25 protein-coding genes are annotated in these 26569 nt (G+C 55.9%); 7 read left to right on the top strand and 18 right to left on the bottom strand.

What is annotated here, in order from left to right; genetic code table 11:
- Positions 1-92: 92 nt before the first annotated feature.
- Genes SRBAKS_RS10805 through SRBAKS_RS10795 form a run of 3 tightly spaced genes read right to left on the bottom strand, consistent with a single transcriptional unit; the run spans position 93 to position 2675 of the window.
- Positions 93-1541, bottom strand: a complete 1449-nt coding sequence (locus tag SRBAKS_RS10805; RefSeq protein ID WP_229590903.1) for a dienelactone hydrolase family protein — start codon at positions 1539-1541, stop codon at positions 93-95.
- 6 nt (positions 1542-1547) lie between these two features.
- Complete coding sequence (gene tolR, locus SRBAKS_RS10800; RefSeq protein WP_229590902.1) at positions 1548-1964, bottom strand: protein TolR; 417 nt, start codon at positions 1962-1964, stop codon at positions 1548-1550.
- Between the two features lie 9 nt (positions 1965-1973).
- Positions 1974-2675, bottom strand: coding sequence for a MotA/TolQ/ExbB proton channel family protein (locus SRBAKS_RS10795; protein ID WP_229590901.1), 702 nt, complete (start codon positions 2673-2675; stop codon positions 1974-1976).
- Between the two features lie 268 nt (positions 2676-2943).
- Between SRBAKS_RS10795 and SRBAKS_RS10790 the strand changes: the two genes are divergently transcribed.
- Both SRBAKS_RS10790 and SRBAKS_RS10785 read left to right on the top strand, forming a co-directional pair.
- The gene (locus SRBAKS_RS10790; protein WP_229590900.1) at positions 2944-5817 is read left to right on the top strand and encodes an ATP-binding protein; all 2874 of its coding nucleotides are present in this window, start codon (positions 2944-2946) and stop codon (positions 5815-5817) included.
- Between the two features lie 95 nt (positions 5818-5912).
- Positions 5913-6572 carry a CBS domain-containing protein gene (locus SRBAKS_RS10785; protein WP_229590899.1) on the top strand — a complete coding sequence of 220 codons (660 nt, stop codon included), beginning with the start codon at positions 5913-5915 and terminating at the stop codon, positions 6570-6572.
- A gap of 57 nt (positions 6573-6629) precedes the next feature.
- Here SRBAKS_RS10785 and SRBAKS_RS10780 read toward each other — a convergent pair whose 3' ends face one another.
- Together SRBAKS_RS10780 and SRBAKS_RS10775 are read right to left on the bottom strand one after the other, a co-directional pair.
- Positions 6630-7001: a response regulator gene (locus SRBAKS_RS10780; RefSeq protein WP_229590898.1), complete on the bottom strand. Its 372-nt coding sequence runs from the start codon at positions 6999-7001 to the stop codon at positions 6630-6632.
- On the bottom strand, positions 6998-9436 hold the full coding sequence (locus SRBAKS_RS10775) for a PAS domain-containing hybrid sensor histidine kinase/response regulator (RefSeq protein ID WP_229590897.1): 2439 nt from the start codon (positions 9434-9436) through the stop codon (positions 6998-7000). Before SRBAKS_RS10775 ends, SRBAKS_RS10780 begins: the two co-directional genes overlap by 4 nt.
- 216 nt (positions 9437-9652) lie before the next feature.
- Between SRBAKS_RS10775 and SRBAKS_RS10770 the strand changes: the two genes are divergently transcribed.
- Positions 9653-10507: a radical SAM protein gene (locus tag SRBAKS_RS10770; RefSeq protein ID WP_229590896.1), complete on the top strand. Its 855-nt coding sequence runs from the start codon at positions 9653-9655 to the stop codon at positions 10505-10507.
- 90 nt (positions 10508-10597) lie between these two features.
- On the opposite strand, the gene SRBAKS_RS10765 is transcribed toward SRBAKS_RS10770, so the two are convergent.
- Together SRBAKS_RS10765 and SRBAKS_RS10760 are read right to left on the bottom strand one after the other, a co-directional pair.
- On the bottom strand, positions 10598-11803 hold the full coding sequence (locus SRBAKS_RS10765; RefSeq protein WP_229590895.1) for an amidohydrolase family protein: 1206 nt from the start codon (positions 11801-11803) through the stop codon (positions 10598-10600).
- 10 nt (positions 11804-11813) lie between these two features.
- A complete protein-coding gene (locus tag SRBAKS_RS10760; RefSeq protein WP_229590894.1) occupies positions 11814-13058 on the bottom strand; it encodes an EAL and HDOD domain-containing protein in 1245 nt (414 codons plus the stop codon).
- Between the two features lie 256 nt (positions 13059-13314).
- On the opposite strand from SRBAKS_RS10760, the gene SRBAKS_RS10755 reads away from it, so the two are divergent.
- Positions 13315-14118, top strand: a complete 804-nt coding sequence (locus SRBAKS_RS10755; RefSeq protein WP_229590893.1) for a 2-amino-3,7-dideoxy-D-threo-hept-6-ulosonate synthase — start codon at positions 13315-13317, stop codon at positions 14116-14118.
- Positions 14119-14717: 599 nt separating this feature from the next.
- Here SRBAKS_RS10755 and SRBAKS_RS10750 read toward each other — a convergent pair.
- The 3 genes from SRBAKS_RS10750 to SRBAKS_RS10740 are packed head-to-tail and all read right to left on the bottom strand — an operon-like array spanning position 14718 to position 16891.
- Positions 14718-15119, bottom strand: a complete 402-nt coding sequence (locus tag SRBAKS_RS10750; protein WP_229590892.1) for a hypothetical protein — start codon at positions 15117-15119, stop codon at positions 14718-14720.
- Positions 15120-15132: 13 nt separating this feature from the next.
- A complete protein-coding gene (locus SRBAKS_RS10745; protein WP_229590891.1) occupies positions 15133-16122 on the bottom strand; it encodes a HEAT repeat domain-containing protein in 990 nt (329 codons plus the stop codon).
- 22 nt (positions 16123-16144) lie between these two features.
- The gene (locus SRBAKS_RS10740) at positions 16145-16891 is read right to left on the bottom strand and encodes a S24 family peptidase (protein ID WP_229590890.1); all 747 of its coding nucleotides are present in this window, start codon (positions 16889-16891) and stop codon (positions 16145-16147) included.
- A gap of 151 nt (positions 16892-17042) precedes the next feature.
- Here SRBAKS_RS10740 and SRBAKS_RS10735 point away from each other — a divergent pair, with 151 nt between their 5' ends.
- Positions 17043-17453, top strand: coding sequence for a DUF5675 family protein (locus SRBAKS_RS10735; RefSeq protein ID WP_229590889.1), 411 nt, complete (start codon positions 17043-17045; stop codon positions 17451-17453).
- Entirely contained in the window at positions 17453-17680 is a 228-nt protein-coding gene (locus SRBAKS_RS10730; protein ID WP_229590888.1) for a helix-turn-helix domain-containing protein, read from the top strand. Before SRBAKS_RS10735 ends, SRBAKS_RS10730 begins: the two co-directional genes overlap by 1 nt.
- Before the next feature lie 13 nt (positions 17681-17693).
- Here SRBAKS_RS10730 and SRBAKS_RS10725 read toward each other — a convergent pair whose 3' ends face one another.
- From SRBAKS_RS10725 to SRBAKS_RS10690, 8 genes are all read right to left on the bottom strand, one after another.
- Complete coding sequence (locus SRBAKS_RS10725) at positions 17694-18995, bottom strand: SH3 domain-containing protein (protein WP_229590887.1); 1302 nt, start codon at positions 18993-18995, stop codon at positions 17694-17696.
- A 9-nt stretch (positions 18996-19004) separates the two neighbouring features.
- Positions 19005-19577 carry a flavin reductase family protein gene (locus SRBAKS_RS10720; RefSeq protein ID WP_229590886.1) on the bottom strand — a complete coding sequence of 191 codons (573 nt, stop codon included), beginning with the start codon at positions 19575-19577 and terminating at the stop codon, positions 19005-19007.
- 72 nt (positions 19578-19649) lie between these two features.
- Positions 19650-20705 carry a hypothetical protein gene (locus SRBAKS_RS10715; protein WP_229590885.1) on the bottom strand — a complete coding sequence of 352 codons (1056 nt, stop codon included), beginning with the start codon at positions 20703-20705 and terminating at the stop codon, positions 19650-19652.
- 43 nt (positions 20706-20748) lie between these two features.
- Complete coding sequence (locus tag SRBAKS_RS10710; protein WP_229590884.1) at positions 20749-21186, bottom strand: thioredoxin family protein; 438 nt, start codon at positions 21184-21186, stop codon at positions 20749-20751.
- A gap of 38 nt (positions 21187-21224) precedes the next feature.
- A complete protein-coding gene (locus SRBAKS_RS10705; protein WP_229590883.1) occupies positions 21225-21647 on the bottom strand; it encodes a PaaI family thioesterase in 423 nt (140 codons plus the stop codon).
- Positions 21628-22467: a sugar phosphate isomerase/epimerase family protein gene (locus SRBAKS_RS10700; RefSeq protein ID WP_229590882.1), complete on the bottom strand. Its 840-nt coding sequence runs from the start codon at positions 22465-22467 to the stop codon at positions 21628-21630. The genes SRBAKS_RS10705 and SRBAKS_RS10700 overlap by 20 nt, the downstream gene beginning before the upstream one ends.
- Positions 22468-22744: 277 nt before the next feature.
- A complete protein-coding gene (locus SRBAKS_RS10695) occupies positions 22745-23131 on the bottom strand; it encodes a hypothetical protein (RefSeq protein WP_229590881.1) in 387 nt (128 codons plus the stop codon).
- 300 nt (positions 23132-23431) lie between these two features.
- Positions 23432-24106, bottom strand: a complete 675-nt coding sequence (locus SRBAKS_RS10690; RefSeq protein WP_229590880.1) for a CBS and ACT domain-containing protein — start codon at positions 24104-24106, stop codon at positions 23432-23434.
- Positions 24107-24381: 275 nt separating this feature from the next.
- Here SRBAKS_RS10690 and SRBAKS_RS10685 point away from each other — a divergent pair, with 275 nt between their 5' ends.
- Positions 24382-26502 carry a hypothetical protein gene (locus SRBAKS_RS10685; protein WP_229590879.1) on the top strand — a complete coding sequence of 707 codons (2121 nt, stop codon included), beginning with the start codon at positions 24382-24384 and terminating at the stop codon, positions 26500-26502.
- Positions 26503-26569 lie beyond the last annotated feature (67 nt).

The raw sequence follows: 26569 nt of genomic DNA, 5'->3' as shown, positions 1-26569 counted from the left end.
CGGTTTTCATAATGATCAGTATGACAAACCATAGCTTTTTTACTGATTAAATGGAAGGAAGAGTCTCTTATAAATTGGAAGAATGTAAGGGTTTATTTCACATGGTTTTGTATCCAGGATACGGCAAGGCGGGCGTGGTCCTCGGCCACCTGCTCAACCCAGGCGGAAAGCGTGCTTTCGGCGTTCAGAACTTCCTGGCTTGCCTTGAGTGGCGCTATGACAATGGAGAAGGGCTTTTTGCTTCTGTCACGCAGGGACTCAAGGGTGCGCACCAGCGAGTGCCACTTTGCGGTCTCCCGCCCGGTGATCAGCCACAGGACAGGCATATCGAGTTGTGCCAGTGTCGTGCGTTTGGGCACACTCTTCATGGGGGTGTTGTCCGAAAGCAGGCAGACCAGGAATGGGGGATGCGCCTGATTGGCCGCAGCAATGGCTGGGGCGACACCCGCACCGTTTCCCCACAACCCCACGGCCCCATTCTGCATCCGTGCGTGTGTGCGTAGGTAAGCCACGGCGGCCACGGTATCGGTGGTCAGCTCAGCCATTCCGGCCGGGTTTGGCTCGTCTTCCATGCAGCCCCGGGGAATAAAGGTCATGGCCCCCAGATTGTTCATGGACAAGGCGCGGGTGAATCCCTGTATCAATGCGGGGTCAATGCATTCCGGACCGTGGATGATCACCACCCCGGGGTGCCCGTCTCCATAGGGAGGCAGTGAGAGGTTTCCTGAGATTTCCGAGGTCTTCCCGGCAAAGGTCACCTCTTCTTCGCGCACATGGACCTTGCGCGGGTAGTGGGCGATGCGGTCGTCATTCGTGGTCAGGATGAACCGTTCGATGTGATCATCCTTTGCCATGAAAGTCACCGACCCCACCACGGGCTCATCCGCGAACAGGGAAGGACCGATGGTATAGACATACTTCCCGAAAGCCTGCTTGAGACGGCGCAGGGTCTTGTTTTTCGAGTCATAGATCAGGAACCGTCCGTACTTGGTGTTGCGGGCGTCGATAATGGAGATGACGCGGTCGTCATGCGTCTTGAACTGGCCGGAAAATTCTCGGGTGGAATAGGAAAAATAGTCTCCCATCAGGGCGCGTCCAAAGCGGGCCTCATGACCGCGGGATACCGTGAAGTCCTTGCGAACCTGAATTGTTTTGGGGGCGTCGTCTTTTACCGGTTCCTCTGTGGGCAGGGTCTTGACCGGACTTATTTCCACCACGTCCGGTTCCGGTTCGGGCGCGGCTTCCGGTTCGACTACAGGTTCCGGCGTCGGGGGCGGATCAGCTAGAACCACGGTCTTGTCCATGGGGAGGGGCGCTTGCACCATGGGGGCTTCCGGTTCATCCGGTGGTTCCGGTTGGCTTTCAGGCCTTTTTTCAACCACGGGGAGCTGGGCGATGGGTTCCGGCGTCTGCTCCTGGGTCAGCTCCACCTTCATGATTTCTTCCAGGTCCATTGGGGCGAGGTCCACAGTGTGGAGCAACACCACCATAAGGACGGTGTGGAAAAGGATGGAGAGAAACCAACTCAGGGCATGCTTCATGACCGATTACTTCTTTTTCTCTTCGCGTTTCTGTTCAGCAACGATACCAAGGCGGTCTATACCGGCGGATTTGATCTCGCCCATGACCTGGACCACGGTGCCATACGGTACTTCCTTGTCCGCACGCAGGAAAAGCTGCTTTTTCTGGGATGCCACCAAACGCTTCAAGTGATCTTCCAACTCGTCCATGCCCACCTGATACTCATCCAGAAACAGTGTGCCGTCCTGTTTCACGGACAACACCAGGTGGTCGGAATCCTTGGGCAGATTCTTCACTGTCTTGGTTGTGGGCAGGTCTACTTCCACGCCTTGTGTCATGAGCGGTGCCGTGACCATGAAGATGATCAGAAGCACCAGCATCACGTCCACGAAAGGCGTCACGTTGATCTCGTTGAGAAAGCCGCCGCCGGTCTTGATGGCCATAGGTCGCTCCTAGCGCTGTTCAGACTTGTTGGACCAGGTGATTTCACGCTCTGCCCGGTTCAGAAAGGCTCCGGCGAAGTCCACCATACCGGACTCGACTTCATTGAGTTTGCCCAGGAAATAGTTGTAGAAAATAGTTGCCGGGATAGCGACCAGCAGGCCGATTGCCGTGGCAATCAATGCTTCGGAAATACCGGGAGCGACCGTTGCCAGGGCAGCGGACTGGGCCAGACCGATGGAGTGAAAGGAGTGCATGATGCCCCAGACCGTACCAAACAGGCCGATGAACGGCGCCGCGTTGGCACACGTAGCGAGGAAAGGCAGATTGCGGGTCAGGGTTCGCATCTCCTTGGTCACGCCCTGCTTGAGTACGCGCCTGAGCGTATCCTTGACCAGCAGACGTTTCCTGTCACGGTTGATATCCGCTCTCTCCAGCAGCCGGAACTCCTTCACGGCCAAAGTGGAAATGCGGGTAAGGGGTGACGTTTCGTCACCCACTGCCTTGAGCCCGCTGGACAGATCGTCGGAGGCCATGAATGCGTCATAGCCTTCAATAACCCGTTTGCGGGCCGTGCCGATGGTGAAGAATTTGAAAAAAATGATGGTCCAGCTCCACAGGGACATGAGGGCGAGAAACAGCATCACGCATTTCACAGCCAGGGTCGCGCCCATCAGCAAGGAAATCATGTCGCTCTCAGGTATAACATTCATGGTGGCACCTTTGTCGTGGTTGTCGGGTTGATCCGTTTTGGGCCTTGCCATATATGTAAACTTCGACAGAAGAGAAAGCAAGAGTGGGCCATAATTGGAAGAACTGTCTTTTCAGACGGTTGGAGTTGGTTTTTCTGAAGATGTCAAGGAGGATCATACGGTGGAACAAGCCATGAAAAGTCTCTAATGGACTTGTCCTGTCTGCGGTTATACGTATGTCAGAGGAAGGCTCAAAATACTGCCCGCTCATCTGTTCATGGAGGAAGAAGTGAAGTTATTGGTCCTGGCTGGAAAGACGGTGGACAACACGGTCCTCCTATCTCTGCTCAAGGGGAGAGAGTACACCCTGTCGCGTTTGTCGACTGTGTCCAGGGGGGTGCATCCTCTGGAAAAGGAGGGGGCTGACCTTGTCCTGTTGATTCCTGACGGCAGTGATTCCTCCTGGGAGCGGGCCATTATTCGTGTTCGTCGTGAATATGATACCAATGTCATTGTTTTGTATGAAGAAAGCCTGTCGGAAAATAAGGCCATAGAACTGGGCGCGTATGATTGCTTCAAGCTGGATTCCGCTGCCGAGGAGCGGCTGGGGCGGAGCCTGTTTCATCTGGAACAATACAGCACTCTGGAATCCCGATTCATCCGAAAGCAGGGGTTGCTCGACTGGATGGAGAAAGTCGATAAGATCGGCAGTTGGCGAATGGATAATCAGGGTAACATCCACTGGTCAGATGGCATACGCCGTATCGTCGAATCCGGCGGGCGCAAATTGACCAAATCGTTTACCAGCGGCAGGAAGTTTGTGCACCCGGAAGATCTGGAAGTCTATGACAGGGCCAACGCCGCCACCTTTGACGAGGGATGGTCCCTGGATTTTGAGTACCGGATTCTGGATGACAAGGGCACGACGCATCATTTGCATGTCGTCCGTCATGTTGAGACCGGGGGCGATGGAACAATAACCGGGGCCTTCGGTATGGTCAGGGACATTTCCCTGCACAAGGAATTTGAAGATATCCTTTTTCGTCGAGACGCGGTCCTGCAGGTGCTGGCCGGGTTCGCCGATCGATTCCTGCGCGAGGTGGACTGGGAAGGCGGCATAGACAAGACCATGGAAGCATTGGGCAAGGCCGCCGATGTGACCCGCGTCTTCGTGTTCAGCAAGGCCCACGGCGACAGTGACTCCGAAACCCTGTCCATCCGACATGAATGGGTCGTGGATGGCGTGGAGCCCATCATCGACAATCCTGTTTTCAAGAACCAGTCTTTTGAGGAGTATAGCTCCTGGCGCAAGGCGTTGCTCAGAAGGCGGGTGGTGGCTGGACATGTGAAGGATTTTCACCAGAGAGAGCAGTTGTTTTTCGAGACCGGTGGGGCCAAGTCGATCATTATCGTTCCGGTTTTTGCCGGGAACACCCTGTGGGGATTCATGGGGCTGTCGGAGCATCGAATGGAGCGGGACTGGCTGCCTGCCGAAATAGAATCGCTGACCATGGCAGCCAACCTGTTCGGGTCCGCCATCCATCATGGGCTCATGGGTGAAAAACTCATTGCCGCCAATCAGAGCGCCGAGGAAGCCTCTGCCGCGGCACTGGAAGCAAGTCTGGCCAAATCCATGTTCCTGGCCAACATGAGTCACGAGATCAGGACGCCTATCAGCGGTATCCTCGGCATGGCGGAAATGATGGTCACCACGGGACTGACAGATGAACAGCGCGAGCATATGAACATGATCCGAGATGCGGCCGGGTCCCTGCTGCATATCGTCAACGACATACTCGATCTGTCCAAGATCGAGGCGGGCAAGATGGAGCTGAAGCCCATCGATTTTTCCTTCCGTCCCGTATTGTCCACGTCGGTCCGCTCTTTCGGCCCGCAGGCCGAGCTGAACAACATTGTCTTTCAATATTCCGTCGATGATGACGTACCGGCCAGAGTCAATGGCGATGCAGACCGGTTGGGGCAGGTGTTATGGAATCTGATCGGCAACTCCATCAAGTTCACGGAGCGCGGGCTGGTTGAACTGACCGTGAGCGTCTCCAAGCAGGAAGCCGGGCGTACTTGTCTGCTCTTCAAGGTCCGCGACACAGGTGTGGGTATTGCCCAGGACAAACTGGAAACGATTTTCGACAACTTTACGCAGGCGGACAGCTCCCTGCGCAAGAAGCATCAGGGCACCGGCCTTGGGCTGGCCATTTCCCGAAAGCTCGTCAACATGATGGGCGGCGAGATCGGGGTGGAAAGCGAGGTCGGGCGTGGCAGCACCTTCTTCTTTACCGCCTGGTTCGGCGTGGTCGCAAATCAGACCTTGGTTGAGGAAGAGGCCAGGCCGAAGCTGGCCAAGGGGTTGCACCTGAACCTTCTGCTTGCCGAGGATAACCCGCTTAATCGTAAGTATCTCAACCATTTTCTGACCATGTTCGGCCACACCGTAACCTCGGTGGAGAACGGGCTTGAAGTGCTCTCGGCCCTTGAGTCCAAAGGCAAGGAAATCGATCTGATACTCATGGATGTCCAGATGCCGGAGATGAGCGGCATCGAAGCCACTCGGGCCATCCGCGAGTCCAACGGCAAACGCTACGACCGGACGATTCCCATCATTGCCCTTACGGCCTATGCCATGAAGGGCGACAGGGAGCGCATGATTGATGCGGGCATGGATGATTACGTCAGCAAGCCGGTGGATATGCACGCCCTGTCCGATGCCATTGTCCGCTGCATGGCTGGTCGGGAATCCGTAGGCGTTCCGCCGCACCTGCTGGGAAAATCCCCTCTGCGCAAACGGGTGGAAAGCGTTCCTGTGCCCGTCAGCCTGGATATGGATTCATTGACCGACAGGTTCGAAGGCAACATGGAATTACTCAAGGATATCCTAGAACTTTTCGTTATTGAAGCAGAGGAAAAGCTGGAGAAGCTGGATGCTGGAATCAAGGAGCAGGCCCTCAAAAAAGTGGGGGTGGCACTGCACTCGATCACCAACATTGCCAGTCATGTGTTGGCCATGGACATCATGGCGCAGTCACGGAGTCTTGAGAAGCTCTGCTATCTTGGAAAGTTGGAGCAGGTTATTGAAGGAATTGAAGAGATGAGGCCGCAATTTGCCGCTCTGGTTACCCTGGTGAAGAAGGAAGTCGAGAAGTTATGAATTCCATTGCGTTTGGTTTTGTGAATGCGTATCGTTACTGACCTTTTTCACAGTGAAATCTAGGCGGGGGGTAGAGGATGCTGGTCAGAGATTGGATGACAATCAACGTCATTTCTCTTGGTGTGAATTCGTCGGTACTTGATGCCGCAGAAATCCTGCGCGAGAAGAACATTCGTCAGTTTCCCGTTATCGACAGCGCAGGTTTGCTTGTCGGGATCGTGTCTGATCGTGATATCCGTGACGCCATGCCTTCCAAGTTCATTCCCGGTGATCCCATTTCAGAGCAGGGCGGCGGATTGTATACGCTGACGGCTGAAGACATCATGACCATGGACCCTATCTCGGTGCCGTCTGATGCGGCCATGACCGAAGTGGCCGAACTCCAGGTCAAACACAAGATCGGCGGGCTGCCGGTCGTGGATTCCGGTCAGCTCATGGGGATCATCACCCAGCAGGATGTTTTGCGCTATCTGTGTACCGCCTCCGGTTCTCTCCGGGGAGGGGCGCAGTTTGCCGTGCGGATGGATGGCCGGGCCAATCTGTTGGCCGAGCTGTTGTGTGATCTGCGCGAACTGGGTGTGTTTTTTTCCAGTGTGTTCACGGCGCATGATGCCGTGAACTCCGGGTTCTCGAATGCCTATGTGTCCATAGAAGACATGGGGGACATGTCGGTGGATGAGGTCGTGGACATCCTGCAGAAAAAATATCTTCTGCTGTTTTATGTGGCCGAAGGCGTCACAGTGGATTTGATGTGACGAAAAAGAACACAAAAAAGGCCGCCCGGATCAGTTTGGGCGGCCTTTTTTGTGTTCTTAGTCCTTCAAGGCGTTGTTGACGGATTGCAACAGCTTTCTGGTGTCGATGGGTTTGGTGAAGGTGTCCACGACATCATAGACCTTGGCCAGTTCAACAATTGATTCGGGGTTGAACGCCTCACCGCCGGAGATGGCGATGAACTTATGCGAGCTATCGGCTTTTATCAGTTCACCCATGACCTGAAGGCCACCTTTCTTGGGCAGAAAAATATCAATGATTGACAGGTCGATCGTGGCGTTCTGACAGATGCGGATAGCTTCTTCACCATCTGCGGCTTCAAGCACCTTGAAGCCTTCGGCTTCAAGTACCGATTTGAGCAACTCCCGAATCATGGGAGCATCGTCTACGACCAGAATGGTTTTCATCATTTCTCCTTCTCGTTGGCGAGGCTACTGCTGCCCTCTTTCGAGATATACTCTAGCGCAAATTCGACTTCGGACTCAAGGATTTTGAGTTCCTGTTTGGCAGAATCCGTGTCTTTCTGTTTGCACAGATACTCCAGTTGCTCTGCGATGGCTCCTAGACGCTGGGCGCCGACTGTTCGGGCAGACCCTTTGATCGAATGGGCCATTCTTTTGGCCTCGTCCATCTCACCCTGTTCGAAGAACGCGAACAACTCCTGCATTTCATTGGGCACGTCCCGGATGAAAATATCATCCATGCGAGAGAGCAGGTACGTGCGACCGCCGAGCATGTCCAGTGCTGTCTGGCGGTCAAAGGGAGTGCCTGAATTGCCGGACTTCTTCTGCTCCTCGGCGGTGCAGGTTGTTTTTTCGGCCTTGTTTGCCGCACGGGCGATGGTGGCATAAAAATCAGCGATGGTAATGGGCTTTGAGATGTAGTCATTCATGCCCACCGCCAGGAAACGCTCCCTGTCGCCCTTCAGGGCGTGTGCTGTCAGGGCGATGATGGGGATGGTCGGATCAAGGGCGCCGGAGTTGGGGTCGCGGATGGCCCTGGTGGCAGAGACGCCGTCCATGATGGGCATCTGAATGTCCATGAGCACGATATCGAATTCCTCTGCCTTGACAGCTTCGAGCGCCTGAAACCCGTTCTCCACGGCAAGGACCGAATGATTCTGCTCAATGAGCAGCGTCATGGCCAGTTCCTTGTTGAGGGGGTTGTCATCGGCCAGCAGGATGCGGAGTGGCGTGATGTCCGGCTTTTCAACACAGTCGGGAGCGGGGCTGATTTCCCTGAGTACCTTGGGGTCGCCGACTGTGAGTTTGACTGAAAAGGAGAACGTGCTTCCCTTATGCTCTTGGCTTTCAATGGATATTTCGCCGTTCATGAGCTCTACAAGGAGCTTGCAGATAGCCAGGCCGAGCCCTGTCCCGCCGTATTTGCGGGTAACGGAATCATCGGCTTGCAGAAATGATTTGAATATGGCCCGCTGTTTGTTTGCCGGGATGCCCACCCCCGTGTCGATGACCTTGACGACGAGTGTGACGGGATCCCCCGGAGTAATGGTCTCGGCTGCGTCTTTAAGGGAGACGGTGATGGTCACGCTGCCGTTTTCCGTGAATTTTATGGCATTGGAGAGCAGGTTGATGATGACCTGGCGCAGTCGGGAAGGATCGCCGACCAGTGCCGCGGGCACGGCCTTGTCCACCTGTGCCGAAACCCGAAGCCCTTTGTCGCTGGCCGAGAGCATATGCATGTCCAGCGTGGCCTCGATGATTTTACGAATGTCGAAGTCGATGGCTTCCAGGGACATCTTTTGCGCTTCGATCTTGGAGAAATCGAGGATGTCATTGATGATGGACAGCAGTGAATTGCCGGCTTCCATGACGCGTTTCAGATATTCGTCTTTTCTGTCCTTGTCGTTCACGGTCAATGCGAGTTCGGACATGCCGAGCACAGCATTGAGCGGGGTGCGGATTTCATGGCTCATGTTGGCCAGAAATGATGACTTTGCCCGCGCCGCCGCGTCCGCCTTTTTCATGGCGGTGACAAGACGGGTGGATTTTTGTGTCAACTCGGCGTTGGCCCGTTCCAGGGCTTCCGTGCGTTGCCGCACGCGTTCTTCCAGCTTGTCGCGCGCCTTTTTCAAGGCGTCTTCGGCCCGCTGTCTGGCTGTGATATCGATGCCGAGGACCATGATCATGCGTTCGCCCGCCGAGTCGGTCATGGGGGAGCATTGGAGGTGAAAGGTGCGTCCCTTGGCATCGGTCCAGTCCCACTCCACGGCCTTGTCGGAGTTCATGGCCACCATGGGCGGGCAGCCACCGGATTCCTTTGTACAATTGAGCGCCTCGCTACAGATTTTGTCCTTGGGACTGCCGAAATAGCGCCTGAAGTAGCGGTTGGCGTAGCGGATGGTCTGATCCGGGTACAGGTGATAGACTATACCGGGCAGGGACTCCATAAAGAAAATCTGGCGTTGCTGTTCACGGCGGAGGTCCTCATCCGTGCGTCGCAGTTTGGTCAGGTCAAGCGTGTGAACTGCCAGTCGGGCGACTTCGCCCCACGGGTTGGCGACCGGAACGATGGAGTGGACGAGTGAACGTCCATTGGCCTCCTCCTCGAAGCGCACGGAGCGGACATCGCGAATGGCTTCGTCTATCTTGGCCCTGCGGGAGTTGGCCGCTTCCTCCGGCAGGAGAGCGAAAAAATTGGATTGGTGCAGATTTTCGCCGGATTTGAGATCGAAGAGCTTGGCCGCAGCTGCATTGGCAGCGAGGACATACCCGGAAACATCCATGACAAGCGCGGATTCCACCGAAGAGTCCAGAAGGGCCTGGGATGTCTCATCCAAGGCCACATAGGATGTGGGGCGTGCCGGTTTTTTTTGTATCGTCATGCTTGTTTTGTCTTTACGCTGCACCGATCAAGACAAGGTGCGAATTCGAGGTCGGCCAAAGAGAGTTTCTTGATGATGGAGACTGTAGGAAAAAGGCGTAAACAGGTCAATGATAACCTGTATTGACTGTTGGATTCCACTCGTCCTGCTTGCCATTTTGTCGGGTTTCCGTATCGTGCGGTGGAAGGAGTACAGGGAATTATGGATCATCAGGGTATGATTATACGTCCGCCCAGCGAAGCCGGGTCTATTCTGTTGCAGGTGACCCTGGGGTGTTCGCATGGCAAATGCGGGTTTTGCGGTGCGTATCTGGAGAAGCGGTTCGACATCAAGGCGCGCGAGACGTGGCTGGCCGATATCGAGTTCGCTGCGCGCAACTGCCGAAGACAGCGCCGGGTTTTTTTGTGTGACGGCGACGCCATGATTCTGCCGCAGTCGCAGTTGGTGGATATTCTGACCGTCATCCGCGAGCGGCTGCCCTGGGTGACCCGTGTGGGCACCTATGCCAATGCAAAGAGTCTGGACAGGAAGTCCGATGCAGAGTTGAGGCACCTCCGGGAACTGGGCTTGGGGATTGTCTATATGGGACTGGAGTCCGGCGATGACGAGATTCTCAAGGCCATGAACAAGAATGGCGACAGTGCGTTCATTGTGGCGCAGGGGCGGCGAGTGAAGGCCGCTGGTCTGAAACTCAACGTCACTGTGATCAACGGTCTTGGTGGTGTGGAGCGATCTCTGGTCCATGCACGGGAGACCGCCCGGGCGCTGAGTGCGATGGACCCTGATCAGATCGGCGCACTCAGTCTCATGCTGGTGCCGGGCACGCCGCTGCACGATCGCTTTGAACGCGGGGAGTTCGTCCTGCCCGACGCCTTCACCATTTTGACGGAAATACGTGAGCTGGTGGCCGGATTGACGCTGTCGCGGGGACTCTTTCTGGCCAATCATGCTTCAAATTATCTGCCCCTCAAGGTCCGCCTGCCGTCCGGCAGGGAAAAGGCGCTGGCCCTTATTGATCAGGCCCTGGTCGGTGAGACGGCGTTGCGCTCCGAAGCCGCCCGTCGCCTGTAGTCCAGTCGTTCCTCGCGGGTGCCGTCTGCAACGGCTCGGCGTGCATTGTGTGCACGGCCAGGCGGTGAGCCTTGGTGTATCCCCCTTGAATCAGTTGATGAAAATGCCATCCTTGATGATGTGCCGTGGTGCCTCGAGGGTGGTCATGGTCGTGTCTGGGTTCGCGGCAGTGACCAGGATGTCGGCGGCCATGCCTGGGGCGAGGGTGCCTCTGGTCGAAAGATTGCAGGCCGCTGCCGAGGTCCGCGTGGCTGCCTGTATGATTTGAGACGAAGACAACCCCGCACAGGCCAGGAGGCGCATTTCTTCAAGCGGCATGCCCGCATCCGTGCGGCGATACGGGAAGTCGTTACCCAGGGCCATGCGGCCTCCCATGGCGTTGAACGTTCTGACCGGCTCGAACAGCGCCGGTCCTTTCCAGGGGGTTCTGTTGAGCACGTCCAACGTCGGTGTGAGAATGATGTTCTCGCGGACCATGCGCTCCAGCATGGCGATATAGGAAGGGATGAGTTCCCCGTTGTCGTTGAAGATCTGGCGGATGACACCCTTCTCGTGCCAGCGATACGGCACATGTTCCACGGTGTTGACTCCCGCGTCCAGCGCCGGTTTCAGCCCTGCGAAATCTTCCACATGGCAGCGTATGATCAGCCCGAGTCGGCGTGCCTCGGTACAGATAGCCTCTGCCGTGTCCGCGTCGAACATGGGCCATGGTCTGGGCATGATGCCCGGCTCAAAGGAAATCTTGATCATGGTCGCGCCCTGACCCTCCAACTGCCTGACCGTTTCCCTGCCTTGTTTTGGGGTGTCTGCGACCAGGGCGTATACCGGCTTGTGTATGGGGGTGGGGTAGCCGCCGGATGGAGCTATCATGGGGCCGCAGAATGCCGCGGTTGCTGTTGTCCCTGTTGGCGACTGTGCCAGCAGGCGCATGTCGTCCAGAGTTGATCCCACGTCGCCGATGCTGGTGACTCCCTTTGCGAGCCAGCGGTCCCTTCTTTCTTCCCGGGTGTGGATGCGGTGGCAGTGGGCGTTGATTATGCCGGGCAGAATGGCCGCGTCAGGCAGGGCGATCACTGGCCGATCCGTGATGTGCGCTTCGGGGAGCACGGCTTCGATGATTCCCTTGTTCACGAGCACTGTGCCGTTTTTCAGGGGATGCTGTCCGGTGCCGGTGATGACCGTGCCCGTAAGAGCGAATGTCCCTTTGGGCAAAGGGCCGGTTGTGCCGGTGCAAGGGCAAAGCAGTGTGCCGAGTCCGACCATGGATGCGAGAAAGTCACGGCGTGACAGGGGCATGGAGCTCGGGCTATTCTCCCGGACTTGTGGTGAAGAAGGTGTCAGCCCAGGTGAAGGCGTGCTGATAGCTGACAGCCACCGTGCCTGGGAGGATGTTGAGAGTCTGGGAGCAGACGCTGACTTCGTCCCAGTCGGACTCTTCCAGGGCTTTCGCCAGGTCCAGCCACGGGGTGTACCGGTTTTTCTTTCCGCACAGGGCCGCTTTGATGTCGTTGTCCACGGGCAGGTGATTGAGGATTTCTTCCATGTCCGTGTCGAGCATGGCGTCCAGCAGAGAGAACAGGCCGACCATGAAGAGCTTGTCTGACTCCTCTTCGTATCCGCTGCCAAGGGCTGCGGTTTCGAAGAGTTTGGCCCGATGGGCCGAGAGATAGGTCAGTTCCTGCGTCTTGTCCGACGGGGTGAGGTCCGTGAGGATGATGAGCCGGAGCCAGTTGCGCAGCGGTTTCCACCCTGTCAGGACAACGGCTTGCTTTATGGACGTCACTTTGGTGGCAAAGCTGAAATTTGCTGAATTGAGAAAGTTGAGCAGGCGATAGCTGATGGCCACGTCAGCCTCGATGGCCAATGCCAGTGCGTCAAAATCAGGCTCTTCCTTTTCGATGATCTCGAAAAGCTTGAGTCGGGTTATTTTGGACGAGTTGATTTTTCGCCCTGTTTCGTTTTTGGGTTTCTTGAAGAAGAAACCGTGGAACAGGGTGAAACCGGCCTTTTGGGCCTTTGCCAGCTCTTCACTGGTTTCCACGCATTTGGCGATCATTTTTGCGTTGCCGAATTTCTTTCCCTTGGTGACGATGGCCTCAATGTCGGCTTCATCCTTGCCCTGTATATCCACAATGAAGGTGTCGGCCAGCTCAGCCAGTCGCTCGCATCCGGGCTTGCCCTCGAAGTTGTTGATGGCCAGCTCAAAGCCGTCGATCAGGAGGTCGCCGAGAGCGACGATAAGGGCCTCCTCGGTGGTCTGTATTTCTTCTAGAATGATGACTGTGTTGTCCCAGGGGATGGCATGCGGTACGCCCCGGATGATTGACTCGGGGGTGAAGTGGACCAGAAGACGGGCCTGATTGCCGCCAACCCCGCCGCAGAGAGGGAGGTTCGCGACCAGGCTCATGGTCGCTTCGGAGGTGTTGTTGAGGATGGCGTGATCAGCGTTTTCACTGTCCCTGAAGAGCGTCATGTAGCCCCATGTTTCGTTTTGGGTATCTAGAATCGGCTGTCTGGCCATGAATACGGATTCGTATGTGCTCTCGCTCATCAACTGCCCCTTTTATATATGATAACACAAAGGCTGAAACGTGGCTTTTGTGATAATGAATAATATTAATCTTGAAAATGAGACTTCGTCAACAGTAGTCAATGACAATTACTGTTCTTTGGAACAAACACCAGATAATTAGGAACCATTATCGCGCTGTATTGAATTCTGTTTCCACTTTCATCTTTTGTCCGACTGTATTATGAGAACGCGATCTAGCCTTAAAAGAAGAAAACCGCCAGGAGCGAGGTACAGGATGCATATAGGTAAAGCCATTCGTTTGGAAAGAATATTCAATCGTAATACCGGACGGACCATAATCGTGCCCATGGACCACGGTGTGACCGTAGGGCCCATTGCCGGTCTGGAAAAGATGCGCGATACCGTCACCAATCTTGTCGCCGGCGGGGCAAACGCCGGTCTGGTTCACAAGGGACAGGTCAAATTGGGCCACCGCATGCAGGGACGCGACTTCGGATGTATCGTTCATCTGTCGGCAGGCACCTGCCTTTCGCCTTTTCCCAATCTGAAACGGTTGGTGACCACGGTCGAAGAAGCGATTCGCCTGGGTGCTGACGGAGTCAGCGTGCATGTAAACCTTGGGGATGAGACAGAAGGACAGATGCTCACAGACCTGGGACAGGTGGCTGCCAGTGCCGCTGATTGGGGAATTCCCCTCTTGGCCATGGTCTATGCGCGAGGTCCGAAAGTGGCTGATGAGTACGATCCCGACATCGTGGCCCACTGCGCGCGCGTTGGAGCCGAGCTTGGCGCGGATGTGGTCAAGGTCAACTATCCTGGCAGTGCAGAGAGCTTTGCCCATGTGGTGGAATGTGCCTGTGTGCCTGTGGTCATTGCCGGTGGAGCCAAGATGGACTCCACTCGTGAATTTCTCGAAATCGTGCGGACATCCATTGACGCCGGCGGTGCGGGACTGTCCGTGGGACGCAACGTGTTTCAGCACCCGGATTCCACCCGATTGGTGGAAGTGCTCAATCGAATCGTTCATGAAGATGCGTCCGTTGATGACGCGCTTGTCGGTTACGAGGACATCCTCTAGCAGGCACGATCCTGATCACAAAGCAGCCCTCGGTGTTTTTGCACCGGGGGCGTTTCAGGCCCCAGCCCTTTTGTCTGCTTTCTCTCCGATTGTTCAGGGGGAGACTCGGTGGCTTTTCTTTCCGTTCTCCGCGATGGGTTTCGACCAGGGTCGGCAACGGCAGTAGAAACGAGAAACCCCAGCGACCGCAACTCGCTGCTTGAGGGTATTCGCTTCTCCCTGTCAGAGAGTATGAGTATTATCTGGCGCATGTATATTCCTCTTGATCATGAAGCACCGCCGACGGCGCGTATAAACGTAAGCTCTATAAATATAGAGTGGGCGATTTGAGAGTATGAGAACCGGTGTAAAACGTCCAGTTAAAATTGGCTTTTTTTGTATCTAATAGCCTGTTTTACTTTGAAAAAAATGTAAATTATTTTTAAAGGTTGGGCTCTGTATTGGCTCGTTGTGTAATATTGAGTGAATACAATGCCAAATGAATGGTATGCTTTGCATGTATATGTATATTCAATGCAAAAGGCCATGGAATGCCGCGATATGAACGCGTATTCCATGGCCTTTTGCATTTAAATGCAGTCGAGTTGCAGTAAATATTGTTATTGAGTCACGTTTTTAAAGACAAAAAGCGGGAGCTCTGCTTTGGTTTCCCATGAGTCGCCATCCTTGAGCGAGACGGACAGAATATGCTTGCCCTCGTCTTCCACGCGCAGGCCGGGAACCTGAAAGTTCATCTTGTGGAGCACGGTGCCGGCGGGTTTGATCTCCTGTGCGCCAATGGTCAGGGTTTCTCCTGTGGGTGTGGTCATGGCTAGGGAAACGGAAAACGGCGCTTCGGCGTTGTCTTCAAGGTCCCACAGGCTGGCGAAAAAGACAGGAGGCAGGGTGGCGGGCAGATCGGGCACGACTGCGTGCTCGATGGTGCGGATGAAAGAGGTGCTGCTCGAATCCTTGTCGATGATCAGGTCGGAGCAGATAAGGGCATAGATAAGTTTGGGCATGATGCCTCCGTTGTTATTCTGTTGCAAAGGCTCCGGTCAGGGAGCGGCGCACTGTGTCGGGAAGTTTCTTTGCCGACTTGGGGTCCAGGCCGGAGAGGAGGAGTGCGGCTGCAGTTTGTTGGCTCGGGGTGCCTGTTTTCGCGATTTGAGTCAAGGCCGGCATGGCCAGTTTTCCCATGCGGGCCAGGGTGTACAGGGCGACCTGAGCTGTCAGTGTACCGGGGCGGGCAAGGAGTTTGGCCACGGTGGGGGCGGCTGCAGCGCCGATGGGTGATCCGGGACAGGTCATGCGCTCGCTCCCCAGGAGCAGCAGCAGGTCGTGCAGCATGGCCGGATCAGGGCCGATCTGGTCGATGGTTTCCGCCAGGACATGGACAACGCGCATGTCGTCTATTTCCAGAGCGCGGACCAAGGCCGGGGTCGCCGGAAGGGCCTGTTCATTGAGTATACCGAGCAGCCATGCGGCTTTGGCAACAACGACAGGATCAGTATTTGAGAGCATGTCCGCCAGCGGCAGCACGGCGTCTGCCCCCATTTTGCTGAGGCTCAAGGCGGCGCTCACTCTGACATCGTTGTTGGGATCAGCGAGAAGTCGGGCCACGGGTTTTGCCGAGTACCGACTGATCTTTGCCAGTGCGAGTGCGGCAACGCGGCGAATGACCGGGTCTTTATCCGACAGGGCAGAGATGAGGCCGTCTGTGGTCAGCGCGGGAATGGGCAGGAGCGCGAGGCCAAAGACGGCGCCGCGTCGCTGTTGATTCTCCGGCGACTTCAGGGCCTGAAGGAGATCGGGCATGGCCGATTGTCCCACTGCCTTGAGCAGTTCGCCCCCTTTGTCGCGGTCGGTTCGCTCCTTGCTTCCGAGCAGGTGGGCGATGGATGCCGTTTCAGTGGTAGTGGTTGTCCCGGCCAGCGCAGGGCAAGGGCCGATCAGCACACACAGGGTAAGCAGGATGGGAAGGAGTTTGTCCATAGACAATTTTAGTTTACTATCTAATTTCATGATAACTACTTTTGTAAAAAGTCTACTTTCGGGACATGTCATTCCAGGCCCAGACAACATTGCCACCGATGGCGCGAGAAATATCTCCGCCATAATCGCGGTTGAGCCTGTATGTGGTTGGGGGATAATCGCGGCTGTTGTCCGAGTAGAAGATGAGTTCGACATCATCTTCAAGTCGTCTTGTGTTGACCCGCCTGACCAGGGTTTCACCGCCTTCACCCGGTTCGGAGACAAGCATGATTTTTCCTACAGGGCTGGGATCACGATCGTTTCTATCTACAAGAAGGATGTCTCCGGGATGGAGCGTCGGCGCCATTGAGAGTTCGTTCTTGCCCACCTCCACGGCCACGATGTTGGAGCGGAAGCGGATCGATTCCTGATGTCGCCAGACCAGAACCCATCCCTCGACCCTGTCTTCGGGCACAAGGCCGGGGCCGGCAGCCACGGACGAGGCCGTCAACGGGACCGCGAGGTAATCATCGGGTTGGGGCTCTGGTGCATTGGGTTCGGCTTCGGACTTTGTGGGGAGCTGAAAGCAGACTTCTCTGGATGCGTCCGCAGGATCGTCGGCAAACACGATGCTCGCGCCTATGCGGTCGAGGATGTGTCCGAGAGAATCCGTGTTCAGGCCACGCTCCTTCTTCAGAAATCGATTGAGTTGTGAAGGGTCTACGTCAAGTTCATCCGCCATTCGTTTGTTGTTCGGGTACCGTTTTCCTGGCCCGATGCGGTCAGTGAGTGCCTGACGTACGTCGTCTGTAAATCCCATGAGTGCCTCTTTTCATGGCTGAAGGTTAACGGCGATTATACATAAAAATTGGCAAATGTCTAAAGCTGATTGACAAAGCATCTTGACAATAAAGTAGACATTTGGCTATATCTCTTGCGCACACGGTTTCACAAGAAGACGGAGAGAGTCAATGAAGCGAGTAGAAGTGATACGGTTGGAAAAGGGGCAGGACGGCACGTTCGGCGTGTTGCGACTGGACGGGCGGGTGCTGTGCGTCACGTTGGAGCCGCCGGACAAGGGAAACAAGCGGGACGTTTCCTGTATTCCAGCGGGTGAATATGTCTGCAGGCGTGTGGAGTCGCCCACGTTCGGGACCACGTTCGAGGTGACCGATGTCCCGAATCGATCACATATCTTGTTTCATCAGGGAAACGTTGTGAGCGACACGCACGGATGCGTGTTGCTGGGAACCCGTTTCGGTACACTGGGAAAGGAGCGGGGCGTTTTGCAGTCCCGGAATGCATTCCATGCGTTCCTGAGCCGGTGTGGCGACGCGGAAGGGTTTGGATTTGTCATTAATGAACACTGTCAGGAGGGGTAATGGAACGGGGAGAATCAACCTTCGATATTTGTCTGAAGGGAGCGCAGGCCATTTGCGAGGCCGTGGGGGAGAACCCTCGCAAGATCAATGAGCTTGTCAGGGATAATGGGCTGCCGGCCTGGAAAAAGAGAGACAAGGGGTCATGGCTCGCCCTTCCCGAGGATCTGCATCGTTGGATACGCGAGCAGCGGGATAGGTATATCAGCAACTATGTCTTCAATAAATGAGTGAAGGTCGTGCTTATGGCAGGGTGGAGATGGCCTGGACACTTTCCAGGTAGTCTCCACCGGGCCGGGCCAGCGTCTTCAGCTCTATGCCCGGCTCCAGGGTCGTGATGATGGTGGACCCCATGATTTTGCGTCCATAGACGCCGTCCACCTTGGTCTTGAGGCCCCATGCCGAGTGCATGACAAGGGGCTGTCCTTTATAGCTGCCAATATACAGCATGATATGGCCCGGCTTGCGCACCAGGGTCAAAAACGGCGTGCCCTGCTCAAGGGTGCGCTGTTTTTTTGTCTCGCGGGACAGGCCGGTCAGGTTCACGAATGTTCCTCTTTTTATCTGCTGGCTTGAGTTGCGGGGCAGGTAAATACCGAAGGCGGCCATGAGGTCCATGGTGGTTGCCGAGCAGTCGCGGTGTCCGTACAGGCCTCCCCATCCATAGGGGCGGCCCAGCATTGTGTTGGCGACGCGGCTGAAGTTGGCAGGCGTGGTCGGGATGGGTGCCGGATTGATGGCTGTTTCGGGGAGCTTTCCGCTTGCAAGGAGGGCATTGCCTGTTGCATCCCGTGTCGGGATCAGGATTTCCTTGCCCTTGAAAGGCAGCAGCATGCCGACTTGGCCCATGAAGCAGAACCGGCCATCCTGGTCGGTGATGGGAACATTGTCCGCAACAACAGCCCCGTAGGTGCCGGTCTCGAACGCTCTGGCCGTCGTGTCGTCCACCCATCCGATGTCGCGGGTTTCCACCCAGCCGAAGGCGTGCCGGGATTCAACCAGCGTCCACTCTCCATCTGCGCTGGAGTGGGTGGCAAACAGTGGTGTCCCTGCCAGGACGAGCGAGTTCTGCATGTAGTCGAAGGGAAAACCCTCGCCAGCTCGTTTGAAATCTAAAAAGGCGGGCTGGTTGGTGGGCAGGGTGCGCAGGCTGGTGTTGGCCACGACAATGGCCCGTCGCCCCATGGAGGGGTAAGCGTCAACCCGTGAGTTGGTCGCCATGGCTTCAAGCCAGGATGGATCGCGTTGCAGGGTGTTCTCGCCGAAAAGAGGGGTGTCCTTGTAGGATGTCAGTCCCCAGAACACTTCTTCGGCTGTGTGTTTGGCCGTTTTTCTGTGCCATGGGCCGAAATGTTGGCTGAGGAAATAGGCATACGCTGTCGTTTGCGCCTTGTCGTCGAGCAGGGGGATCTCCGGGGGCAACCCGTGATAGAGGCTCGTATCCTGCGCCAGCGTGGTCAGGTCGAGAACCGGGCCGTCCTGTGTCCTGGCCGAACATCCGGCCAGGATCAGGACAAGGATAAATATGACAGCGTAACGTGACATTCTTTCAGGCTATTTCATGAATTTTTTACCGATATTGAAGGCCTGTCCCACATGCTCGCCTATGGTGTGGTAGGCGCGGGAGCCGGGGGCGAAGATCATGGGGGCGACTTTGGTTATGTCCGGATGCTTGCCATTGACGAGTTTGTCGTCATCGCATTTTACGTCGATGATTGCACCGATGACCATGTTGTGGACGCCCAGTTCCACGATTTCGGACAACTCGCACTCGATGACGAGCGGGCATTCGTCGATATACGGTGCGTCGACGCAGTTGCTTCTCACCGGGGTGAGGCCGGCTTCCGTGAACTTGTCCACATTTTTCCCCGAGACCATGCCCAGATAGTCGGACTCAGCAGCCAGGTTGGCCGGACACACGGAGATGGTGAACGCCTTGTGTTTGAGGATTCCGGCATACGTGTGCCGAGATGGGCGCAGGGAAACGACCATGGATGCGGGGTCTGAGCTGGCAATGCCGCCCCAGGCAGCGATCATGGCGTTGGGTTTGCCGTCTTCGTCATATGCGCCCACGGCCCAGACAGGGGTGGGTTGGGCCAGCGTTATGGCCCCAAGTGATTTTTTCATGGGAGTCTCCTCGATTGGTTGATCGATCCAATCTACCCAAATCCAGCATGAATGGGAATGGCCAATTTACATTTACAGACGCGGCAGGCCCGGAGCTATGCGCGTGGCGGCCACATCCATGATGGAGGCGCACAGCCCGCAGGCCGCGCAGAGTTTGTCGCAGTGGGCGACCTGATCGAAAAAGGTGTCGGGCAATGCCTGGTTCGGGATGTGTATCCTGTCGCCGAGGTCGCCCATGGCATCCATGAGGTCCAGCAGGTTGCCCGTGTAGGAGCCGTTGAAATAGGCGGTGATCGTCTGTGAAAGGAACGTGGTGCCCTTGGTGCGACCGCATATCTTGATGCCGTCCACCAGTCCTTCGTACCTGCTCATGTCTTCCGGCCTGATGAACGGCGAGGAGAGTATGGCGCCGGGTTCATCGAACATGCGGCGAACGCACCCTAAGTCGCGGTTCATGGCAAAGGTGCGCTCCCGGCACAGTCCCTCGACGCCAAGGGAAATGTGGGCGTCATGGGCGGGTTTGTATGGACAGCACAACAGACATCCCTCATTGGCGATGAGGTTGAGGTGTATCTCGGGGTGGGTTTTGCGGAGGGCCTTGCTCACGCTTTCGAGCCGGGCAAGGTTCCGGTTCAGGGTGCGATCCAGTACCAGCTTGGACGGGGGCTTGAAAGTGGTCTTTTCGATCATGGACAGCATGGCGTAGACAGCCTCAGTCGAACCGAGGGCCGCGTTGATGCTGGGGATGGCTTCGAGCTTTTTTGTCGTTTGCGGGTGGTTGTCGGATAGCGATTGCAGGAAATAGGGGTCGGCGAAAATGAGCCCGGAGAGATCGGTCTTGTTGAGCAGGTGCTCCAGGATGGTGGCTGTCTTGGAGAGACTGTCGGAGTCAAAGTATTTGGTGGGGGTATGAAACCGTGCGTTCATGAGCACGTATTTATCCACGCCGTCCAGCGTGTTCAGGCCGTTGATGACCTCGTTGATGGAATGGCTCGTGGTGCGGTGGCGGGAGTCAGCTAGGTTCGGATTGAAAAGGGGAAAGTGGACTGAGTGTATCCGGTCGGCATGGCGTGACAGAAAATCGGGGTATTCTCCATCCGGGAGAAACGGAACGTCCAATGTAAGCATGATCTTTTTTCTCCAGAAGAGGACTGAACGTCAGTGATAATGGTTAGGTGATCTTGCTGCGTACCCAGTTGACAATGTCGCCGCTGCTCATGGCTCCGGGCTGTCGGGCGATCTCCCGGCCATTGCTGAAAAGGATCAGGGTGGGAACGGCCATGACATTGAACCGGGAGGCGATGGCCTGCTCCGCAGAGGTGTCGATCTTGGCCAGTCGGGCCTGGGGATGCAGGGTCTTTGCGGCTTCGTCGAATTGTGGTCCCATCATCAGGCACGGGCCGCAGGTCGGGGAATAGAAGTCGACCAGAACGGGCAGTTTGTTCTTGGCTATGTGTCGATCAAAAGTGGTTCCGACCAGTTCTACGGGGCTGGGGGGAAAGACCGTGGCCTTGCACTTGCCGCACACGGCTTCGGATTCGCGGCCTTGCTGGACGCGATTGATGGCTCGGCAATCAGGGCAGACGATGAGTCGGGAATCATTGGTCATGTGAATATCCTCCGTGATTGTATAGGATAATAACTCGATTATCGGGAGCAAGGGGAGATGGCAAGAAACGTCCCCGTCCCTCGGGCGACTTCCCGGTCGCCGGTTCGGGCGATGGCCTCGACAAAGATGACCCGGCTCCCTCTTTTGGCGACACGGGCTTCGCAGGAGAGTTGTTCGCCAGCCTTCACGGCCCGCAGGTAGCTGATGTTCATGTCTATCGTGGTGGTGCGTTCGCCGGACTTGTTGCCGCCCAGAATGGCGTGCGCCATGGTCTCGTCAATGAGCGTGGCCAGTATGCCGCCGCCGACCACGCCAACACCCTGAATGAGCTCCGGCCTGGTGGGCAGGGTCAGCATGGCCCGGTCTTTGTCGACTTCGTTCACAATCATGCCCAGAAAGGCGAGCAGCGGATTGACGGACTGGTTCGGCTTGCGAACCGCTTCAAGATATGTCTGCGGCATGCGTTGATCCTCCCTGTTCGGCCACAAGCTGCGCTTCCATGGATTCCCGGATATTCACCAGCGTCGTGATGGTCTCATCCAGATCGTCGGGAAAGGCGGCCGGTTCAAGTTCCAGGGTTATGTACCGGTCATAGCCGCGTTTGCCAAGCCGTTTGAGAAACTGTTTCAGTGGAAGGGATCCCTTGCCGGGAGTCAGGTGTTCTGTATACCCGACAGCATCTGAGTAATGCACATTGTATAACAATTCGTATGGCACTCTGTCTAACGACTCGAGAACATTCCTGCCGGAGACACCCATGTGGCAGACATCAAAGGTCAGTCCCACGTTTTTGTCCCTGCACTGGCCGATGAGTTTGTCCAGCGGGTCTCTGCCAAAGGGAGAGCCCTCGGCCCAGGGCATGTTTTCCAGGGAAAACCGGATGCGCCCCTTGGCGTCGAGCAGCAGGGGAAGGTCGCAGGCTTTTTCGAACCAGCGGTTCTGGATCATGTTGGCCAGCCTGGTGCCCGGGGGGTGCATGGTGATGTGGTCAGCATGGGGCAGGGAGTTGGCCAGCGCGGTGGTGGCCTTCCATGAGTTCAGGTGTCCGCCCCAGGCGGCCCAGTCGCGGAATGGGGCATGAATACTGCGTATAGGCAGGACTTCATTGACTTTTTCCAGCTCGGATTCAGGGGTGAGCGTGGGCGAGTTCATGATCAGCTCCATACCAAAGAATCCTGCGTCCCGCCCGATGCGCGCAATGAGCTTCAGGGGGAGGTGGAAAAGACAGCCTGCCGAAAGCAGAATACGGGGACCTACATGGTCAGGCGATGGAGCATCCATGTCAGGAACTATAAAGGGAGTTGAACCCGGGAGCCACGTATTAATCGGGGAAGGGTGTAAACGAACGGGTAAACGGTGTTGGCGCTGAAGGCGTTTCTGTCATCGCACAGGCGTTCGGAGTCAAGAGCAGCTCAGTCTGTGGCGTCACGGCAGAGCGGAAATGCGAGGGGGTATTGCGAAAAAAAGGTCATGCCTGTGAGCATGACCGTCAACTTATCATTTGGAGTATATCTATCCGATTTAATGAAGAGAATACATAATCGTCAGCTATCGACGGTTATTTTGTCGGCGATTTTTCGATAAGGTCTGTGATGACCAGCGCCCAGGACATGTCCCGCTTGTTGTCTTCAGTCATTTCGTCCAGAATCCATTCCTTGATAGGCTTGAGGCTCTCCTTGAGTCGGGCCGGGCCGCGTTCGTTGATCAGGTAGGCCGCTTCAAGGCCGTCCATGCACAACTGGTCAAATGCCTGGTCCTGTTGTCCAACATGGTAGGCCACTATGTCCCGGATCTTGAGCAGGCCGAAAACGATGGCTTCGATGTCCGTGTAGTTCCGACCCCAGATTTCTCCGCCACGGATCTCAGGTCGTTTTTGAACTGGCGGAACCAGTGCCTTTTTTTCAATGGTCTGTCTGAATTCTTCCAGTGCAACAACACTTCCCATGCCTACTCCTTATCTCGTGTTCTCTCATCACTCTCTTCGGCAGGTTTCAGGAATAGCTTTATATGTCTTGATGTTTTTACTCGCGGGCGGTCAGCGTCCTGCGGCAAGGAAGCATGTCTTGTCATGACAGACGTGATATTGCTGTATCGGCACTTGGAAGAAGCTGTATTTCAGTATGTTATAAATTCATTTGCTTGTCGATAAGTGTCAGTTCGTGGCTGGCTTTCTCTCTGGCCAAGCCAAGAAAAAGGACCAAAGCCAAGGCTTTGGTCCTGATGTATGTCGTGATGCGCGGTGCCGTTACAGCACGGTATGGACTGAATCAATGGTCCAGTATTTGACGTCGAATTCCTTGGCCATGGCTTCCTGGAGACGTTTGAATTCCGGCTTTTCCATGTCGCGGAGACGGATATAGATGTCCTTTATCGGTGCTTCCGCAGGCACGTTCTGGGTCATGATGGACATGACGCGAGCGTTGTGATTCTTGAGAAATTCAATGACAGGCGAGAGGCTGCCCGAGGCGGTCTTGATGCTCAGACAAACCTGTGTGCCGCCCTCGTAGACGCCGGAGATTTCCACCAGCACCTTGAAGATGTCGGTGTCGGTGATTATGCCGACAACTTTTTCCTCTTCATCAAGGACGGGCAGTCCGCCGAAGTTCCCTTCGAGCATGAGTACGGCTGCTTTTTCAACGGTTTCGGTTTCCTTGATGGACTTGACCTTCTTGGTCATGATGTCCTGAATTTTGATCTCCGAGAGCAGGTAATACAGTTCGTGCATATCCAGCGTCGTGGCTTTGGACGGCGAGGCGTCCTTGATATCGCGGTCAGAAACGATGCCAATCAGCTTGCCGTTATCGTCCACGACAGGGATACGGCTGATATTTTTGTCCTTCATGACCTTGGAGGCCTTCATCATGGAACGGTCGGGTGTGATGGTGATGACGTCTTTGGTCATCCAGTTTTCTATCAACATGGGGTATTCCTCCTCTTTGTCCAGCCCGGCTCGGCCAGTTGTATACGAGATAGCAGGATAAACCATAGCGACTCAGTGAGGCTTTGGCTACCCCCGAAGAGTGAATTTCATGCGGAGTCCGAGCAATTGATTGCCCCTTTTTGTTCGTTCGGGTGAGTGAACGAATATGAGGGTTGACGTCATTTCGTGAGGGCGTATATATTATATATGCCAGAGTGCCCGTTTTGCGGGATCATGCGGACCAGGGAGGGTCGGCTTTTGGCGGGGAGACACCCATGAGCTTAACCGACTTCATCGTGGCCGGACCAGCCGGTCAGGTGACAGCTGGTCCTGCAGGCTCTTTTCAGGCCGGACCGGCCGGACATCTCATCACTGGGGAAGCGGGCCATGTGCCCATTGATACCACGCCTGCGCGTGTGGACATTGACACGTCCATGGCCCGGATACCCTATTCGGCCCTTGGCGGGTCGGGTGGTGCCGGTGGTGCCGGAGGCTTGGGCGGAGCCGGGACGAGCAGTACCGGAAGTTCGTTCGGAGGCGGCTCTCTGGGTGGCGGCTCCAGTGCTGCTCACATAGGTGGCGGAGGCGGAGGCGGCAGTTCGGCTGGCGGCAGCGGAACACAGGCTCCCATCGGCGGTACGCCCGGTGGTGGTGCCGGTCCCGTCAACAACACCGGCGGCAATCCCGGAGTGGGGCAGACCACGGGTGGCGGCAGCTCCGGGCAGACCGGCAGCGGCAATCCCATCAGCAACAACACCGGTTCCGGCGGCACATCCGGTGGGGCCAATGTTCCCATATCCACGGAAAGCGGCAAGCCGCCTGTTTCCGCCTCCACGGGCGGCAGCTCGGGTGGTGGCGGTGGAGGATACATCACGCCGCCCTCCATGCATGTCCCGGCCGATACAACCGGCAAGGTGCCCATAGCCCCTGCGCTGGGAGTGCAGCCCATTTCTCCGGCCGGGTCGGTGCCCATGACGCCCAAGGTGGGCTTCTCCATGCCCTCTTTGACCGGGTTTGTACCCATCTCGCCAGCCGGATCAATTCAGGCATTCAGGCAGACCCGTCCTCGCGGCATGGCCCTCGGGCATACGCAGGGCTGGCCCAATGATGTCATCAATCATACCAGACATTCCGCTCCCTATTCCCCGGCCAAAGTGAATATGGCTCCGTGGATTCCCACGGCAGACGGCTATGCGGAACCCTTTGAGTCGCCCAAGAGCGAATTCGAAGGCAGCAGCGGCAAGGGCGCGGAACTCGATTTCAGCACCAGCTACACCATGAACGTGGATCAGGCCCAGGATATCCAGAATTCCCATCTGATCACGAACAACGAGTCCGTGGACCGGTCCCTTGACCAATCCATGAATTCCACCATTCATCGCAGCGACGACTATATTGCCCAGAACAGTCTGGATAATTCCATCACGCGCAATCTGGACTTGAGCACACAGCAGACCACGGAAAATGCGCAGACCGTCAATCAGGTGACCAATCAGGAAAACGTCACCAATTCCGAGACCCAGGTGGTCACGCAACAGGACAACTCGCGGGAATTCAACAATCCGCAGAATACGCAGGTGTCCAATTCCACCGAAAACGTGGATGTGCGTAATATTGACGCGCGACAGACCACCAATGAAAACAGTTCGGTAGACAACACCGAAGAGCGGTCCACCACGGTCAATAACGTCACGCAGCAGGACATGACGTTGCAAAACGACAACTCCGTACACAGGACCGAGGATCACTCCACATCCACGCAGCATGTGAGCGAGGCCAACTACGATACCGTTGACAACTCCGTGCACGAGCAGGTGGATAACACCCACACGACCATCGCCAACGAGTATACGTCCGAGCTGGCCTACAACGAGACCCGCATCAGTCAAAACGACAACTCCAGTACCGTGGAAAGCAACACCTCGTATTCCACTGCTCAGGTGGATAATTCGGTCGAGAACTTCGTGAATAACAACGAGACGAACATCAACGACAGCAACGAGATGTCCGTTGTCTACAACAACAACCTGGAGAACAACTTCGACCAGTCGCGGATCATCGATCAATCCAGTTCGTTCCACTTCATTGATCAGGACAACTCGGTGCAGAACTTCGTTGATACCAATCAGACAAACATAGTTGAGAACACCAACCTGTCCTTTGAAAACACGGTCTCATCGCAAAACACGTTCGACCAGTCGTCGAATATAGACCAGATCTCCAATTTCAATTCGATCACGCAGGACAACTCGGTCACCAACTTCGTGGATGAGAGTGAGGTTCACCTGATTTCCATTGATGACCCCACGTATATCTTCGATTCGTCCACCAGCGTGAACATGAGCTTCCAGGCCCCGGAACGGGCCGGTGGCAACATCGTAATCGGTAATGCGTAACTCACTTTGATGTATTGACAAGGCGCACACTCTTTTCTGATGAGTGTGCGCCTGGCCTTGTATATTT

It is taken from the genome of Pseudodesulfovibrio sediminis (genome assembly GCF_020886695.1).
Taxonomy (GTDB): domain Bacteria; phylum Desulfobacterota; class Desulfovibrionia; order Desulfovibrionales; family Desulfovibrionaceae; genus Pseudodesulfovibrio; species Pseudodesulfovibrio sediminis.
This window is presented reverse-complemented; position numbering and strand designations above follow the sequence as displayed.

Coding starts and splice junctions, on each gene's coding strand:
- SRBAKS_RS10775 (WP_229590897.1), bottom strand. CDS start 9,436: ATGACGATACAAAAAAAACCGGCACGCCCCACATCCTATGTGGCCTTG.
- SRBAKS_RS10780 (WP_229590898.1), bottom strand. CDS start 7,001: ATGATGAAAACCATTCTGGTCGTAGACGATGCTCCCATGATTCGGGAG.
- SRBAKS_RS10740 (WP_229590890.1), bottom strand. CDS start 16,891: ATGGGATTTACAGACGACGTACGTCAGGCACTCACTGACCGCATCGGG.
- SRBAKS_RS10710 (WP_229590884.1), bottom strand. CDS start 21,186: ATGACCAATGATTCCCGACTCATCGTCTGCCCTGATTGCCGAGCCATC.
- SRBAKS_RS10785 (WP_229590899.1), top strand. CDS start 5,913: ATGACAATCAACGTCATTTCTCTTGGTGTGAATTCGTCGGTACTTGAT.
- SRBAKS_RS10735 (WP_229590889.1), top strand. CDS start 17,043: ATGAAGCGAGTAGAAGTGATACGGTTGGAAAAGGGGCAGGACGGCACG.
- SRBAKS_RS10750 (WP_229590892.1), bottom strand. CDS start 15,119: ATGCCCAAACTTATCTATGCCCTTATCTGCTCCGACCTGATCATCGAC.
- SRBAKS_RS10755 (WP_229590893.1), top strand. CDS start 13,315: ATGCATATAGGTAAAGCCATTCGTTTGGAAAGAATATTCAATCGTAAT.
- SRBAKS_RS10715 (WP_229590885.1), bottom strand. CDS start 20,705: ATGCTTACATTGGACGTTCCGTTTCTCCCGGATGGAGAATACCCCGAT.
- SRBAKS_RS10685 (WP_229590879.1), top strand. CDS start 24,382: ATGAGCTTAACCGACTTCATCGTGGCCGGACCAGCCGGTCAGGTGACA.
- SRBAKS_RS10765 (WP_229590895.1), bottom strand. CDS start 11,803: ATGCCCCTGTCACGCCGTGACTTTCTCGCATCCATGGTCGGACTCGGC.
- SRBAKS_RS10690 (WP_229590880.1), bottom strand. CDS start 24,106: ATGTTGATAGAAAACTGGATGACCAAAGACGTCATCACCATCACACCC.
- SRBAKS_RS10795 (WP_229590901.1), bottom strand. CDS start 2,675: ATGAATGTTATACCTGAGAGCGACATGATTTCCTTGCTGATGGGCGCG.
- SRBAKS_RS10720 (WP_229590886.1), bottom strand. CDS start 19,577: ATGAAAAAATCACTTGGGGCCATAACGCTGGCCCAACCCACCCCTGTC.
- SRBAKS_RS10700 (WP_229590882.1), bottom strand. CDS start 22,467: ATGGATGCTCCATCGCCTGACCATGTAGGTCCCCGTATTCTGCTTTCG.
- SRBAKS_RS10705 (WP_229590883.1), bottom strand. CDS start 21,647: ATGCCGCAGACATATCTTGAAGCGGTTCGCAAGCCGAACCAGTCCGTC.
- tolR (WP_229590902.1), bottom strand. CDS start 1,964: ATGGCCATCAAGACCGGCGGCGGCTTTCTCAACGAGATCAACGTGACG.
- SRBAKS_RS10770 (WP_229590896.1), top strand. CDS start 9,653: ATGATTATACGTCCGCCCAGCGAAGCCGGGTCTATTCTGTTGCAGGTG.
- SRBAKS_RS10805 (WP_229590903.1), bottom strand. CDS start 1,541: ATGAAGCATGCCCTGAGTTGGTTTCTCTCCATCCTTTTCCACACCGTC.
- SRBAKS_RS10725 (WP_229590887.1), bottom strand. CDS start 18,995: ATGTCACGTTACGCTGTCATATTTATCCTTGTCCTGATCCTGGCCGGA.
- SRBAKS_RS10695 (WP_229590881.1), bottom strand. CDS start 23,131: ATGGGAAGTGTTGTTGCACTGGAAGAATTCAGACAGACCATTGAAAAA.
- SRBAKS_RS10730 (WP_229590888.1), top strand. CDS start 17,453: ATGGAACGGGGAGAATCAACCTTCGATATTTGTCTGAAGGGAGCGCAG.
- SRBAKS_RS10760 (WP_229590894.1), bottom strand. CDS start 13,058: ATGAGCGAGAGCACATACGAATCCGTATTCATGGCCAGACAGCCGATT.
- SRBAKS_RS10745 (WP_229590891.1), bottom strand. CDS start 16,122: ATGAAATTAGATAGTAAACTAAAATTGTCTATGGACAAACTCCTTCCC.